The following is a 13,412-nucleotide window of genomic DNA, read 5'->3' on the forward strand; positions in this document are numbered from 1 at the left end:
CGAGATAGGAACGCACATCATGCAACGTCGCAACCTGCTGCAATGGATTCTCGGCGCCGCCCTCGGCGCCTCGCTGGCCACCGGCGCGCTGGCCCAGGACAAGCCGATCAAGATCGGCGTCACCGGCGGCCCGCACGCCCAGATCATGGAACAGGTGAAGAAGGTCGCCGCCAGGGACGGCCTCAATATCCAGGTAGTCGAGTTCAGCGACTACATCCAGCCCAACGCCGCGCTCGCCGCCGGCGACCTGGATGCCAACAGCTACCAGCACCTGCCGTACCTGGAAGCCCAGATCAAGGACCGCGGCTACAAGTTCACGCATATCGCCTACACGGTGACGTTCCCGATGGGCGTGTACTCGAAGAAGATCAAGTCGCTCGACCAGCTCAAGCAGGGCGCGCGCGTGGGCGTGCCCAACGACCCCACCAACGGTGGCCGCGGCCTGTTGCTGCTGCAGAGCAAGGGCGTGATCAAGCTCAAGCCCGACGCGGGCCTGAAGGCGACGCCGCTGGACATCGTCGAGAACCCGAAGAAGATCCGCATCGTCGAACTTGACGCCGCGCAGCTGCCGCGCTCGCTGGATGATCTGGATGCCGCCGCGATCAACGGCAACTACGCGGAATCGGCGGGCCTGTCGCCGACCAAGGATGCGATTGCCATCGAGGGTCCGAAGGGTCCGTATGCCAACCTGATCGCGATCCGCGAGGCCGACAAGGGCAAGCCCTGGGTGGCCAAGCTGGTGAAGGCCTACCATTCGCCGGAAATCAAGCAATACGTCACATCGACCTTCAAGGAATCGGTCATCACCGCCTGGTAAGCCGGCGTCACTCGAGGGTTTCATCCAATCGGACGAGGCCTGCCGGCGTGGCTTTGCGGCACAATCGCCTGACCGGTAAAAAAGGTGCCGGGCCTATGCCCGGCATCATTTTGCCGATAAAATAGTACGATCGTTCGAAAAATAGGAGAGCCGCCAACCCGGTGGTTATAATGACGAGCGAACAAAATTTCTGACTATCAGCTATCAGTGGAGTGAGCGCATGAAAGTACTCGTCGCAGTCAAGCGGGTGGTGGATTACAACGTCAAGGTCCGCGTCAAGGCGGACGGTTCGGGCGTCGATCTGGCCAACGTCAAGATGAGCATGAACCCCTTCGACGAAATCGCCGTGGAAGAGGCCGTGCGCCTGAAGGAAGCCGGCGTTGCCACCGAAGTGGTCGCCGTGTCGTGCGGTGTCACGCAGTGCCAGGAAACCCTGCGCACCGCGATGGCCATCGGTGCCGACCGCGGCATCCTGGTGGAATCGAACGAAGACCTGCAACCGCTGGCCGTAGCCAAGCTGCTGAAGGCGCTGATCGACAAGGAACAGCCGCAACTGGTGATCCTGGGCAAGCAGGCCATCGACGACGACTCCAACCAGACCGGCCAGATGGTCGCCGCGCTGGCCAATCTGCCGCAAGCCACGTTCGCCTCGAAGGTGGTGGTGGCCGATGGCAAGGCCTCGGTCACGCGTGAAGTCGATGGCGGCCTGGAAACGCTGTCGCTGAGCCTGCCGGCGGTGGTGACCACCGACCTGCGCCTGAACGAGCCGCGCTACGTGACGCTGCCGAACATCATGAAGGCGAAGAAGAAGCCGCTCGACACCGTCAAGCCGGAAGACCTCGGCGTCGACGTCAAGCCGCGCCTGTCGACCCTGAAAGTGGTCGAGCCGCCCAAGCGCAGCGCGGGTGTGATGGTGCCGGACGTCGCGACGCTGGTGCAGAAGCTGAAGAACGAAGCCAAGGTTATCTGAGCGCGGGGGAGATAGAACATGACTGCACTCGTCATTGCTGAACACGACAATCAATCGATCAAGGGCGCCACGCTCAACACCGTGACCGCCGCAGCCCAATGCGGCGGCGACGTGCACGTGCTGGTGGCCGGTGCCAACGCCAAGGCCGCGGCGGATGCCGCCGCCAAGATCGCCGGCGTGACCAAGGTCCTGCTGGCCGACGCCGCCTACTTCGGCGACGGCCTTGCCGAGAACGTGGCCGAGCAGGCGCTGGCCATCGCCAACGACTACTCGCACATCCTGGCCCCGGCCACCCCGTACGGCAAGAACATCCTGCCGCGCGTGGCCGCCAAGCTGGACGTGGCTCAGATCTCGGAAATCTCCAAGGTCGACGCCCCGGACACCTTCGAGCGCCCGATCTACGCCGGCAACGCCATTGCCACGGTCAAGTCGGAAGACAAGATCAAGGTCATTACCGTGCGCGGCACCGCCTTCGACGCCGCCGCTGCCGAAGGTGGCTCGGCCGCGGTCGAGACCCTGCCGGCCGTGGCCGACGCGGGCGTTTCGCAATTCGTCTCGCGCGAAGTGGCCAAGAGCGACCGTCCGGAACTGACCGCCGCCAAGATCATCGTCTCGGGTGGCCGTGGCGTGGGCTCGGGCGAGAACTACACCAAGGTGCTGACGCCGCTGGCCGACAAGCTCAACGCCGCGCTGGGCGCCTCGCGCGCCGCGGTGGACGCCGGCTTCGTGCCGAACGACTACCAGGTCGGCCAGACCGGCAAGATCGTCGCGCCGCAGCTGTATATCGCCGTCGGTATCTCGGGCGCGATCCAGCACCTGGCCGGCATGAAGGACTCCAAGGTGATCGTCGCGATCAACAAGGATGCCGAGGCCCCGATCTTCTCCGTGGCCGACTACGGCCTGGTGGGTGACCTGAACACCGTGGTGCCGGAGCTGGTGGCAGCACTGGGCTGATGCCGCGCCGGCCGTGCCGACCGCATTGCGGCCGGTACGGATTGCAGCAGGCAGCAAGTAACGAGCCGTTCCGGGGGGCGACCCGCGAACGGCTTTTTCATACATGTTGGGAGACATCGATGACTTACCGTGCGCCGATCAAGGACATGCTGTTCGTCATGAACGAGCTGGCCGGCCTTGAGGCCGTCAGCCAGCTGCCCGGCTTCGAGGAAGCCACCCCCGAGACGGCCGAGGCCGTGCTCGACGAGGCCGCCAAGTTCAACGAGCAGGTGGTGGCGCCGCTGAACCGCGCCGGCGACCTCGAGCCGAGCAGCTGGAAGGACGGCGTGGTCACCACCACGCCCGGCTTCAGGGAAGCCTTCCGCCAGTTCGGCGAGGGCGGCTGGCAGGGCGTGCTGCATCCGCAGGAATTCGGCGGCCAGGGCCTGCCCAAGCTGATCGCCACGGCGTGCAACGAGATGCTGAACAGCGCGAACCTGTCGTTCGCGCTGTGCCCGCTGCTGACCGACGGCGCCATCGAGGCGCTGCTGACGGCAGGTTCCGACGCGCAGAAGGCCACCTTCCTGCCCAAGCTGATCTCGGGCGAGTGGACTGGCACCATGAACCTGACCGAGCCGCAGGCAGGCTCGGACCTGGCCGCGGTGCGCACCCGCGCCGAGCCGCAGGGCGACGGCACCTACAAGGTGTTCGGCACCAAGATCTTCATCACCTACGGCGAGCACGACATGGCGCAGAACATCGTGCATCTCGTGCTGGCCCGCACCCCCGACGCGCCCGAAGGCGTGAAGGGCATCTCGCTGTTCATCGTGCCCAAGTTCCTGGTCAATGACGATGGCAGCACCGGGACACGCAACGACGTGCATTGCGTCTCGATCGAACACAAGCTGGGCATCAAGGCCAGCCCCACGGCGGTGCTGCAGTTCGGCGACCATGGCGGCGCGATCGGCACGCTGGTCGGCGAAGAAAACCGCGGCCTCGAGTACATGTTCATCATGATGAACTCGGCGCGCTTCTCGGTCGGCATGCAAGGCATCGCGGTGTCCGAGCGCGCCTACCAGCAGGCGGTGGCGTATGCGCGCGAGCGCGTGCAAAGCCGCCCCGTGGATGGCTCGGCGCGCGAGGCGGTGACCATCATCCACCATCCCGACGTCAAGCGCATGCTGATGACCATGCGCGCGCTGACCGAAGGCGCGCGCGCGGTGGCGTACGTTGCCGCGGCCGCCAGCGACGCGGCGCACCAGCATGCCGACGAAGCCGTGCGCAGCCAGAGCCAGGCCTTCTACGAGTTCATGGTCCCGGTGGTGAAGGGCTGGAGCACCGAACTGTCGATCGATGTCACCAGTCTCGGCGTGCAGGTGCATGGCGGCATGGGCTTTATCGAGGAAACCGGCGCGGCGCAGCACTACCGCGACGCGCGCATCCTGCCGATCTACGAGGGCACCACGGCAATCCAGGCCAACGACCTGGTTGGCCGCAAGACCGTTCGCGACGGCGGCGCCATGGCCCGCGCGATCTGCGCGCAGATCGCCGAGACCGAGGCCGCGCTGGGCCGGCACGGCGGCGCCGCCTTCACCGCGGTGCAGGCGCAGCTGGCCAGGGGCCGCGCCGCGCTGGAGGCCGTGGTCGAGTTCGTCGTCGCCACCGCCAAGTCGGATCCGAACGCGGTCTTCGCCGGCAGCGTGCCTTACCTGAAGCTGTGCGGCATCGTGTTCTCCGGCTGGCAGTTCGGCCGCGCCATGCTGGCCGCTGATGCGAAGCGCGCCGACGATCCAGCCTTCCACGAAGCCAAGATCGCGATCGCGCATTTCTTTGCCGAGCACATCCTGTCGCAGGCATCGGCCTTGCGCGACGCCGTGGTCAGCGGCGGGGCGCCGGTCAATGCCTTGAGCGCCGAGCAGTTCTGAGCGTTGCGCGCGGCGCGCGGATAGAAAAAGGGCGACCGGCAAGGTCGCCCTTTTTTGCCTGCGGAAGCCGACCTTTTATCAGGCGGCTGCCGGACGCGGCGCCAAGTGATGGCGCGTCGGCTTCAGGTAGCGGCTGACCGACAGGTCGTCGGCACGGATCGCCGGCGACTTGCCCGAGACCAGGTCCGACAGCAGCTTGCCGGACCCGCAGGCCATGGTCCAGCCGAGCGTGCCGTGGCCGGTGTTCAGCCACAGGCCGCGCACCTGGGTCGGGCCGACAATGGGCGTGCCGTCCGGGGTCATCGGGCGCAGGCCGGTCCAGAAGGTGGCCTGGCCGACATCGCCGGCGCCAGGGAACAGATCGGTCACCACGTGCTCGAGCGTGCGGCGCTTGGCCGGGTCGAGGCTGCGGTCATATCCTACGATCTGCGCCATGCCGCCGACGCGGATGCGGTCGTCGAAGCGGGTCAGCGCCACCTTGTAGGTCTCGTCGAGCACCGTCGAGACCGGCGCGCGCGAGGCATCGCTGAGTGGCACGGTGATCGAGAAGCCCTTGAGCGGATACACCGGCAGGTTGGACATGCCGCGCAGGAAAGGTTTGACCAGCTGCGTCGACCAGCTTCCCAGCGCCACCACCACCAGGTCCGCCGCCATCGGCTCGCCGTCGACCACGGCGCCGGTAACGGCACCGCCCTGGCTCATCAGGCCGTCGATCGAGCGGTTGTACAGGAAGCGGACGCCGAGCGTGCCGGCCATGTTGGCCAGGCGCTGCGTGAACAGCGCGCAGTCGCCGGTTTCATCATTGGGAAGGCGCAGGCCGCCGGCCAGCTTGTGGCGGACGGCGGCCAGCGCCGGTTCGCTCGCGGCGAGTTCTTCGCGCGAAAGCAACTGGTAGGGAACCCCGGCCTGTTCCAGCACCGCGATGTCCTTGGCCGCGCCGTGCAGCTGCTCGTCGGTGCGGAACACCTGCAGCGTGCCTTGCTGGCGGCCTTCGTAGGCAATGCCGGTTTCCGCGCGCAGCGCGCGGATGCAGTCGCGGCTGTATTCGGCCAGCCGCACCATGCGCTCCTTGTTGACGGCATAGCGCCCGGCGCTGCAGTTCAGCAGCATCTGCCACATCCATTGCAGCTGGAACAGCGTGCCGTCGGGACGGATGCTGAGCGGCGCGTGTTCCTGGAACATCCACTTGATCGCCTTGAGCGGCACGCCGGGCGCGGCCCACGGCGACGCGTAGCCGGGCGAGATCTGGCCCGCATTGGCAAAGCTGGTGCCGAGCGCGGGGCCGGCCTCGCGGTCGACCACGGTGACTTCGTGACCGGCCCTGGCCAGGTACCACGCGCTGGTGACGCCAATCACGCCACTGCCAAGTACGAGAACGCGCATTTCGGGGGCTCCAACTGCGATAACTACGATAGAGAGGATTTGTCTCTATACTATTGAAGACATTGCAGTCATAGTTACCGAATTTCTAAGGAAAACAGGAAAAACTCATGAGAACGAGTCGCCAGCCCCAGCGTACGCTCGACCGGCTCGATCGCAAGATCCTGACCGCGCTGCAGAGCGACGGCAGGATGTCGATGAAAGACCTGGCCGAGGCGGTCGGGCTGACCATCACGCCGTGCATCGAGCGCGTCAAGCGCCTGGAGCGCGATGGTGTCATCATGGGCTACTACGCACGGCTCAACCCGGCGCTGCTGGGCAGTGCGCTGCTGGTGTTCGTCGAAATCTCGCTGGGCAACAAATCGGGCAATATGTTCGAGCAGTTCCGCCGCGAGGTGCTGCGCATTCCGGAGGTACTGGAATGCCACCTGGTTTCGGGCGATTTCGACTACCTGATCAAGGCGCGCATCCGCGAGATCGGCGAATACCGCCGGCTGCTGGGCGACATCCTGCTGCAGTTGCCGGGCGCGGCGCAGTCGAAGAGCTATGTGGTAATGGAAGAGATCAAGGAGACACTGGCCATCCCGGTCGAGGAGAAGAGCCAGGCCGCGTGACGAAGGCAAGCATGGAGCGCCCCCCGCCAAAACCCAAATCCCCCGCCAGACCTCTCGCCAGCGCGACGCGGCGCGAGGCCGATGCCGAGGCGCAGGCGCCGCAGGCCGGCGCGCGAGCGCCCGTGGCGCGCAAGGGCCGCGGCGCCGTCAGCAACCTGCAGGGGCGTTTCGAGCGCGACCAGCGCGAAGTGTTCGACGATGGCTGGGGTCCGGTGCCGGAAGACACCGCTGCGGCGCTCGAGGCAATCGCGGGCGCGGACGACGCGCCGCTGCCGCCGCTCCGCACCGAAGTCCATCTCGAGCGCGCCCGTTCCGTGCTGACCCGCAATGCCTCCCCGGACGTGCCCTTCGACGTTTCGCTCAATCCCTACCGCGGCTGCGAGCACGGCTGCATCTACTGCTTCGCCCGCCCGACGCACGCCTACCTCGACCTGTCACCGGGGCTGGACTTCGAAACCCAGCTCTATGCCAAGACCAACGCCGCCGAGCGCCTGCGCGAAACGCTGGCGCGGCCGTCGTACCGCTGCGAAACCATCGCGCTGGGCGTCAACACCGACGCCTACCAGCCGATCGAGCGAGAACAGCGCATCACGCGCAGCCTGCTGGAAGTGCTGCATGAATGTGACCACCCGGTGGCGCTGATCACCAAGTCTTCACTGATCGAGCGCGATATCGACCTGCTCGCGCCGATGGCGGCCAAGCGGCTGGCAGTGGCCGCACTGACCATCACCACGCTCGACGCCGGCATCGCACGCACGCTGGAGCCGCGCGCGGCGACGCCGTCGCGCCGGTTGCGCACCATCCGCGCGCTGACCGACGCCGGCATCCCGGTCGGGGTCAGCATCGCCCCGGTGATTCCCTTCATCACCGAGCCTGACCTGGAGCGCGTGCTGGAAGCGGCGCGTGAGGCGGGCGCCGTGTATGCGAACTACATCGTGCTGCGGTTGCCGTGGGAGGTGCGGCCGCTGTTCGAGGAATGGCTGCAGGCGCACTTCCCCGACCGGGCCGAACGCGTCATGAACCGCGTGCGGGACATGCGCGAAGGCAAAGCCTACGATGCGAGCTTTGCCACGCGCATGCGCGGCACCGGCGTGTGGGCGGACTTGCTGCGCCAGCGCTTCTACAAGGCCGCCGAACGGCTCGGCTTCCGCTACAACCGGTTTGAACTGGATACTTCGCGCTTTCGCCCGCCAGTGGTGGGCCCCAGCGGCAAGGACGATCCGCAGGGTTCGCTGTTCTGAGCCTTCAGAGCGGCTGCGGTGGCCTGCTGGTCGCCGATCATGCTGCTGGCGAGTTCCAGCGCGGCCTTGGCGCTCGATGGCGGCAGTCCCGAGGACAGCGCCAGCCGGACGGCGATCGCCGCCAGGCGTCCTTCCTCATAGCTTGGCATGTCGATTCTTACTCCTTTGCGCTGCCGGGGCATGGCCTCGCCGCGCGTCGCGCCGCCAGGATCGGACGGCTCTACCAGTATGGGCGAATTGGCGGAAAGCGATACCGGCGATTGCGGCCGCCTTGATCGCGCGCAAGAGATGCGTGAGACGCGGGTCGGCGCGCCGTCGCCTATTGCGACAGTTCGCGCGCGGCCTCGACCTGGGACTCGAAGAAGGTCTGGAAGCTGATCGCCAGCCCCGCCATCAGCAGGCCAGTGCCGATCAGCAGCGACAGGATCACCAGGATCACCACCGGCCAGCCCGAGCGCGTGGGTTTGCCGTGCGGGTTGAAGCGGGCATCCCATTTGTCGTCCGGGCGCAGCCCGTAGACGATCGCCGCCAGGAAGGCGCTGATGACGGAAATGCCGCCGGCCACGGCAAAGGTCCAGTTCAGGGCCGGGCTGCCCGCGCCGGTGGCCATCGAGGCCACGCCGATGGCGCCCGCCAGCAGCGCCAGCAGGTGCATCCAGCCATACAGGTCGCGCAGGCCGCCCAGGTAGAAGCGGTGCGCGCCCAGGCTGCCGAACAGGAACGCCAGCGCCACGGTCAGCAGCTTCGATTTGCCGCGCGCGGACGGCGCGGCGAGCGGAGAGGCGTGGCGGGCTGGCGTGGCTGCGGGCATGGTCGGAAAGAGAGTTTCAGGCCTGAGGTGCAGGCCGGCATTGCGCCGGCACGGGAAGTGGCGGCGCAAGGGTACCGGCCGGCCCACATTGTACGCCGGCAGTCAGCGCAGGGAAGGGAAGTGCGTCAAAAGGCGCCGGGCGGCACTAATGCCAGCCGCCGGCGAGCAGGCCTCGGATAAAGGCCGAGGCGTGCTCGCTGATATGGGTTTCGCTGTAGAGAACCAGGGTCAGGATGCCCATGAACAGGATCGACAGCGATAACTGGCCCGCGTGTTCGGCCAGGTCGCTAAGCAGGGGTGACATGACAAACCTCACAGAATTATTGTCATTCTGGAGGCTGCGCCCGGGCCGTCTTGGTCGGGTCCCGGCAGGAGGTGTCGGGCAGAGGCAGGTCAGTTCGATTGCCGTCCGCACATGACGGCACGCAGTGAGCCCCGGACGGCGCCGGGCGGCAGCCTGTGCGTGCGCCCGCAATCGGGGCACACACTTAAGTAGAGACAGGCCGGTCAGGGGCGGAGTTCCGCAGCGGCGGAGGGGCGCGGTCTTCAGCCGCCAGGGAAACGGCGCCGCTCCGGTCAGCGGCCGTTATCGCGACCGCGCGCCTGCCAGCCGGGGCCTACCTGGCCCTGGCGCGGCTCGTTGCGGGCGTCATTGGGGGGATTGCGTTCCGGACCGCGGCCACGGTTGTCGTCGCGGGCGCCGGCGAGCGCTGCGCGGCGGCCGCTGAGGCGGTCGTCGGCGCGGGCGCGCGCCTCCATGCGGTCGATCTGGGCCTGCACGTGTTCACGGCTTTCGGCGCGCACGCTGGCCATCTGCCAGCCATCGCCGGATTGGATCCGGGCGGGCCGGCCATCGGAACGGACTTGTTGCCAGAACGCGACCTGGGCATGGCTGGCGGCTACCGCGCCGACCAGGCCCGAGGCCACCAGGATGCCAGCCACCAGGTCGCGCAGGAGAGAGCGGGTGAGCATGCGGATTCCCAGGGTCCTGTCGCGCTGTGTTGCTGTTGGAAGATGGGTTCATGGTACGCATGGGGCATCGGGGCGCCTATGCCAATCCCGTTACCGGTGTAACGGATTGTTTCGCCCGCACAAAGCCGCGCCGGACGCGGCTTTCAGCCGGATTCAGGGCTGGTAGCGGATGCGGTAAATCGCCCCTGCATGGTCGTCGCTGACCAGCAGTGAACCGTCAGGCGCGACCAGGACATCGGCGGGCCGGCCCCAGGCCCTGCCGCCGCGCAGCCAGCCCTCGGCGAACACCTCCTGGCGCACGGCCTTGCCGGCGGCGTCCAGGACCACGCGGACCACGCGGTAACCGGAGGGCTCGCTGCGGTCCCAGCTGCCGTGTTCGGCAATCAGGACGTTGTTGCGGTAGTCCGGCGGGAACTGCGTGCCGGTGTAGAAGCGCATGCCCAGCGCGGCGACATGCGCGCCCAGGCGGGCCACTGGCGGCACGAACTCGGAGCAGGGGCGTTTGCCGCCGAATTCCGGGTCGGCGACGTTGCCGGCATGGCAGTAGGGGTAGCCGAAATGCTGGCCGGGCGCGGTGACGCGGTTCAGTTCGTCGTCGGGCACGTCGTCGCCCATGCGGTCGCGGCCGTTGTCGGTGAACCACAGTTCGCGCGTGGCGGGGTGCCAGTCGAAGCCGACGGTGTTGCGCACGCCGCGCGCCACCACCTGCAGGCCGGAGCCGTCGGGCTTCATCCTGACGATGTTGGCATAGCGGGCTTCGTCTGGCTCGCACACATTGCAGGGGGCGCCGGTGGCGACGTACAGGTAGCCGTCCGGGCCGAAGCCGATGAATTTCCCACCGTGGTGGCCGTCCGAGGGGAAGCGGTCGCTCACCACTCTGGGCGCGGGCGGCTGCTCCAGGCGGGCCTCGATCTGGTCGAGCCGCACGATCTTGGAGACCGAGGACGCATACAGGCTGCCGTCATGGAAAGCCACGCCAAGCGGATTGCGCAGTCCGGTGGCGACGGTGCGCACCCGCGGGCGCGTGCCGAGCGCATCGCTGACCGCATAGAGCTTGCCTTCGCTGCGCGATCCCACGAACAGCGTGCCGGACGGCGACATCGCCATGGCGCGCGCGCCCGGCACGTCGTCGGTGAGCACCTCGATGCGGAAGCCGGGCGGCAGGCGCAGCTGGTCCAGCGGCAGGGCGGCCAGCGCGGACTGGCTCGTTGCCAGTACCATGAGCGCCAGCAGCGTACGCGGTACCATGCCGACCATGAAGTGCAGAGCGGGGCGCATGCGTGGCCTCCTGTCGCGGTTTTTGCCACGATGCCTGCGCCGCGTTCACGCGTCAACCGCCTAAGTGTTTGTTTGGCCTCGGGAATTGGGCTATACTCTTGCGTTTCGTGTTCGAACGCCCTTGAACACCCCGTTTTCTGAGGACTCATTCCATGGTCGTTATCCGTCTGGCTCGCGGCGGCAGCAAGAAGCGCCCGTTCTTCAACATCGTCGCCACCGACTCGCGCAACCGTCGCGATGGTCGTTTCATTGAGCGCGTTGGTTTCTACAACCCGCTGGCAGCCGAAGGTGAAGAAGGCCTGCGCCTGTCGCAAGACCGCCTGGCCTACTGGCAAGGCGTTGGCGCGCAGCTGTCGCCGACCGTTGCCCGCCTGGTCAAGCAAGGCGCCAAGGCTGCTGCCTGATTGCCGCTTGCAACGCGCCCTGCCTTAACCGGCGGGGCGCGTTTGCATTGGACCACGCGCACACGTGACTGAGCGAAAGCAGGACGCCGGGCGGCCGACGCGGCCGCCGCTGAACCGGTCCATGAACCGATCGCAGGGCGAGCCGGCCAAGGCGCTCAGGCTGCCCGCGGCGCTGCTGCATGCCGCGGCCCTGCCGGAGGATCTGGTGGAGGTGGGCTATGTCAGCGCTGCCTATGGCATTCGTGGCTGGATCAAGGTCCAGCCGCATGCCGACGATGCGTCGGCGCTGCTGCACGCCCGCCGCTGGTGGTTGCTGAGCCCGCCGCAGGCGGGGCTGGTGGCGGCCGACGCGGCACGCGCCGGGCCCGTTTGCGTGAAGATCGCGCAGTCGCGCGAGCACAGCGGCACCGTGGTGGCGCAGGCGACCGGCGTGGCCGACCGCAACCTGGCGGAAGCGCTGCGTGGCCGTCGCGTGTGGATCCGGCGCGCTGATTTTCCGGCGCCGGAAGACGATGAGTTCTACTGGGTCGACCTGATCGGCTGCAGCGTCAGCAACGAGCAAGGCGAATTGCTGGGCGAAGTGTCCGGGCTGATCGACAACGGTGCCCACCAGATCCTGCAGGTTGCCTTCGTGCAGCCCGACGGCAAGGCCGGCGAACGGCTGATTCCATTTGTCGACGCGTTCCTGCGCACAGTGGATACCGTCGGCAAGCGCATCGTGGTGGACTGGGGGCTCGATTACTGAGCAGTGACTGCGCAGGTGTGACGCAGTGTGAAACAAGGAAGGGAGAGAGCGGATGCAGTTCGACGTGATCACGCTGTTTCCCGAAATGTTTCGCGCGCTGACCGACTGGGGCATTACCAGCCGGGCGGCCAAGCAACAGCGGTATGCGTTGCGCAGCTGGAATCCGCGTGATTTCACCGTCGACAACTACCGCACCATCGATGACCGGCCCTATGGCGGCGGTCCCGGCATGGTGATGCTCGCCAAGCCGCTGGACGATGCCATCGATGCCGCGGTGGCGGCGCAGGCGCAAGCCGGCGTGCCGAAGCCGCATGTGGTGCTGATGTCGCCGCAGGGGCAGACGCTGACGCATGTCAAGGTCATGGAGCTGGCCCAGCGGCCGGGCCTGGTGTTGCTGTGCGGCAGGTACGAGGCGATCGACCAGCGGCTGATCGACCGCCGCGTGGACGAGGAAATCAGCCTCGGCGATTTCGTGCTGTCGGGCGGCGAACTACCGGCGATGGCGCTGATCGACGCGGTGGTGCGCCACCTGCCCGGCGTGCTGGGCGACGCGCAGTCCGCGGTGCAGGACAGCTTTGTCAATGGCCTGCTGGATTGTCCGCATTACACCCGGCCGGAAGAATATGAAGGCGTGCGGGTCCCCGACATCCTGCTCGGGGGCCATCATGCCGAGATTGAAAAATGGCGGCGCCAGCAGGCGCTGGCCAATACCGCGCGCAAGCGCCCCGACCTGATCGAGGCGGCCCGCGAACAAGGTTTGCTGACCCGTGCCGACGAGAAATACCTGTCGGAATGGGCGGCGAAGGAAGGGCAGGGGGAAACTCCCGCCAGGTAAAACCCCATCCTCTGCCGGGGCCCGGGAAGTCCTGGGGCATACAACGCCGGCACGATGGTTACGGAGAAGAAACGATGAACCTCATCGAACAGATCGAGAAGGAAGAGATCGCGCGTCTGACCGCGAACAAGACCATCCCCGCATTCGCGCCTGGCGACACCGTCGTCGTCAGCGTCAACGTGGTGGAAGGTAACCGCAAGCGCGTGCAGGCCTACGAAGGCGTCGTGATTGCCAAGCGCAACCGCGGCCTGAACTCGTCCTTCATCGTGCGCAAGATCTCGTCGGGTGAAGGCGTGGAGCGTACGTTCCAGCTGTACTCGCCGCTGATCGCCGGCATCGAAGTGAAGCGTCGCGGCGACGTGCGTCGCGCCAAGCTGTACTACCTGCGCCAGCGTTCGGGCAAGTCCGCACGTATCAAGGAAAAGCTGGTGTCGAAAGCTGCTGTCGCTGCCAAGGCTGCTGCACAGTAAGCTGGACATGCCGGCCG

Annotated in this window: 15 protein-coding genes; 10 read left to right on the forward strand and 5 right to left on the reverse strand. The window is 66.9% G+C overall.

What is annotated here, in order from left to right; genetic code table 11:
- Window positions 1-19 precede the first annotated feature (19 nt).
- From MKD50_RS20740 to MKD50_RS20755, 4 genes are all read left to right on the forward strand, one after another.
- Window positions 20-817 (forward strand): MetQ/NlpA family ABC transporter substrate-binding protein, encoded by a 798-nt coding sequence (locus MKD50_RS20740; RefSeq protein ID WP_115706299.1) that lies wholly within the window; start codon window positions 20-22, stop codon window positions 815-817.
- Between the two features lie 220 nt (window positions 818-1,037).
- Window positions 1,038-1,787, forward strand: coding sequence for an electron transfer flavoprotein subunit beta/FixA family protein (locus tag MKD50_RS20745; RefSeq protein ID WP_062797375.1), 750 nt, complete (start codon window positions 1,038-1,040; stop codon window positions 1,785-1,787).
- An 18-nt stretch (window positions 1,788-1,805) separates the two neighbouring features.
- On the forward strand, window positions 1,806-2,741 hold the full coding sequence (locus MKD50_RS20750; RefSeq protein WP_115706300.1) for an electron transfer flavoprotein subunit alpha/FixB family protein: 936 nt from the start codon (window positions 1,806-1,808) through the stop codon (window positions 2,739-2,741).
- A gap of 119 nt (window positions 2,742-2,860) precedes the next feature.
- Window positions 2,861-4,645 carry an acyl-CoA dehydrogenase gene (locus tag MKD50_RS20755; protein ID WP_252668504.1) on the forward strand — a complete coding sequence of 595 codons (1,785 nt, stop codon included), beginning with the start codon at window positions 2,861-2,863 and terminating at the stop codon, window positions 4,643-4,645.
- 78 nt (window positions 4,646-4,723) lie between these two features.
- On the opposite strand, the gene MKD50_RS20760 is transcribed toward MKD50_RS20755, so the two are convergent.
- Entirely contained in the window at window positions 4,724-6,028 is a 1,305-nt protein-coding gene (locus MKD50_RS20760) for a D-amino acid dehydrogenase (RefSeq protein WP_252668506.1), read from the reverse strand.
- 107 nt (window positions 6,029-6,135) lie between these two features.
- On the opposite strand from MKD50_RS20760, the gene MKD50_RS20765 reads away from it, so the two are divergent.
- Together MKD50_RS20765 and MKD50_RS20770 are read left to right on the forward strand one after the other, a co-directional pair.
- Window positions 6,136-6,639 (forward strand): Lrp/AsnC ligand binding domain-containing protein, encoded by a 504-nt coding sequence (locus tag MKD50_RS20765; protein WP_115706303.1) that lies wholly within the window; start codon window positions 6,136-6,138, stop codon window positions 6,637-6,639.
- An 11-nt stretch (window positions 6,640-6,650) separates the two neighbouring features.
- Window positions 6,651-7,880, forward strand: a complete 1,230-nt coding sequence (locus MKD50_RS20770) for a PA0069 family radical SAM protein (RefSeq protein WP_252668508.1) — start codon at window positions 6,651-6,653, stop codon at window positions 7,878-7,880.
- 319 nt (window positions 7,881-8,199) lie between these two features.
- Here the strand turns inward: MKD50_RS20770 and MKD50_RS20775 are convergent, their stop codons facing one another.
- From MKD50_RS20775 to MKD50_RS20790, 4 genes are all read right to left on the reverse strand, one after another.
- The gene (locus MKD50_RS20775; protein WP_115706306.1) at window positions 8,200-8,691 is read right to left on the reverse strand and encodes an NINE protein; all 492 of its coding nucleotides are present in this window, start codon (window positions 8,689-8,691) and stop codon (window positions 8,200-8,202) included.
- 145 nt (window positions 8,692-8,836) lie between these two features.
- Entirely contained in the window at window positions 8,837-8,995 is a 159-nt protein-coding gene (locus MKD50_RS20780; RefSeq protein ID WP_252668510.1) for a hypothetical protein, read from the reverse strand.
- 272 nt (window positions 8,996-9,267) lie between these two features.
- Window positions 9,268-9,663 carry a hypothetical protein gene (locus MKD50_RS20785; RefSeq protein WP_115706307.1) on the reverse strand — a complete coding sequence of 132 codons (396 nt, stop codon included), beginning with the start codon at window positions 9,661-9,663 and terminating at the stop codon, window positions 9,268-9,270.
- Between the two features lie 153 nt (window positions 9,664-9,816).
- Window positions 9,817-10,941, reverse strand: a complete 1,125-nt coding sequence (locus MKD50_RS20790) for a PQQ-dependent sugar dehydrogenase (protein WP_115706308.1) — start codon at window positions 10,939-10,941, stop codon at window positions 9,817-9,819.
- A 152-nt stretch (window positions 10,942-11,093) separates the two neighbouring features.
- On the opposite strand from MKD50_RS20790, the gene rpsP reads away from it, so the two are divergent.
- The 4 genes from rpsP to rplS all read left to right on the forward strand — a co-directional run bounded on the left by rpsP (window position 11,094) and on the right by rplS (window position 13,395).
- Complete coding sequence (rpsP, locus tag MKD50_RS20795) at window positions 11,094-11,345, forward strand: 30S ribosomal protein S16 (protein WP_018007036.1); 252 nt, start codon at window positions 11,094-11,096, stop codon at window positions 11,343-11,345.
- Window positions 11,346-11,466: 121 nt separating this feature from the next.
- On the forward strand, window positions 11,467-12,090 hold the full coding sequence (gene rimM / locus MKD50_RS20800; RefSeq protein WP_252668512.1) for a ribosome maturation factor RimM: 624 nt from the start codon (window positions 11,467-11,469) through the stop codon (window positions 12,088-12,090).
- Window positions 12,091-12,142: 52 nt separating this feature from the next.
- Window positions 12,143-12,925 (forward strand): tRNA (guanosine(37)-N1)-methyltransferase TrmD, encoded by a 783-nt coding sequence (gene trmD / locus MKD50_RS20805; RefSeq protein WP_252668514.1) that lies wholly within the window; start codon window positions 12,143-12,145, stop codon window positions 12,923-12,925.
- A 74-nt stretch (window positions 12,926-12,999) separates the two neighbouring features.
- Entirely contained in the window at window positions 13,000-13,395 is a 396-nt protein-coding gene (rplS, locus tag MKD50_RS20810; protein ID WP_115706311.1) for a 50S ribosomal protein L19, read from the forward strand.
- Window positions 13,396-13,412: the final 17 nt, after the last annotated feature.

It is taken from the genome of Cupriavidus mimosae, assembly GCF_023952485.1.
GTDB classification, from domain to species: Bacteria; Pseudomonadota; Gammaproteobacteria; order Burkholderiales; family Burkholderiaceae; genus Cupriavidus; species Cupriavidus taiwanensis_C.

What these genes read in the sequence shown, in the direction of transcription:
- MKD50_RS20740 (WP_115706299.1), top strand. Translation starts at nt 20, where the DNA reads ATGCAACGTCGCAACCTGCTGCAATGGATTCTCGGCGCCGCCCTCGGC.
- MKD50_RS20745 (WP_062797375.1), top strand. Translation starts at nt 1,038, where the DNA reads ATGAAAGTACTCGTCGCAGTCAAGCGGGTGGTGGATTACAACGTCAAG.
- MKD50_RS20750 (WP_115706300.1), top strand. Translation starts at nt 1,806, where the DNA reads ATGACTGCACTCGTCATTGCTGAACACGACAATCAATCGATCAAGGGC.
- MKD50_RS20755 (WP_252668504.1), top strand. Translation starts at nt 2,861, where the DNA reads ATGACTTACCGTGCGCCGATCAAGGACATGCTGTTCGTCATGAACGAG.
- MKD50_RS20760 (WP_252668506.1), bottom strand. Translation starts at nt 6,028, where the DNA reads ATGCGCGTTCTCGTACTTGGCAGTGGCGTGATTGGCGTCACCAGCGCG.
- MKD50_RS20765 (WP_115706303.1), top strand. Translation starts at nt 6,136, where the DNA reads ATGAGAACGAGTCGCCAGCCCCAGCGTACGCTCGACCGGCTCGATCGC.
- MKD50_RS20770 (WP_252668508.1), top strand. Translation starts at nt 6,651, where the DNA reads ATGGAGCGCCCCCCGCCAAAACCCAAATCCCCCGCCAGACCTCTCGCC.
- MKD50_RS20775 (WP_115706306.1), bottom strand. Translation starts at nt 8,691, where the DNA reads ATGCCCGCAGCCACGCCAGCCCGCCACGCCTCTCCGCTCGCCGCGCCG.
- MKD50_RS20780 (WP_252668510.1), bottom strand. Translation starts at nt 8,995, where the DNA reads ATGTCACCCCTGCTTAGCGACCTGGCCGAACACGCGGGCCAGTTATCG.
- MKD50_RS20785 (WP_115706307.1), bottom strand. Translation starts at nt 9,663, where the DNA reads ATGCTCACCCGCTCTCTCCTGCGCGACCTGGTGGCTGGCATCCTGGTG.
- MKD50_RS20790 (WP_115706308.1), bottom strand. Translation starts at nt 10,941, where the DNA reads ATGCGCCCCGCTCTGCACTTCATGGTCGGCATGGTACCGCGTACGCTG.
- rpsP (WP_018007036.1), top strand. Translation starts at nt 11,094, where the DNA reads ATGGTCGTTATCCGTCTGGCTCGCGGCGGCAGCAAGAAGCGCCCGTTC.
- rimM (WP_252668512.1), top strand. Translation starts at nt 11,467, where the DNA reads ATGAACCGATCGCAGGGCGAGCCGGCCAAGGCGCTCAGGCTGCCCGCG.
- trmD (WP_252668514.1), top strand. Translation starts at nt 12,143, where the DNA reads ATGCAGTTCGACGTGATCACGCTGTTTCCCGAAATGTTTCGCGCGCTG.
- rplS (WP_115706311.1), top strand. Translation starts at nt 13,000, where the DNA reads ATGAACCTCATCGAACAGATCGAGAAGGAAGAGATCGCGCGTCTGACC.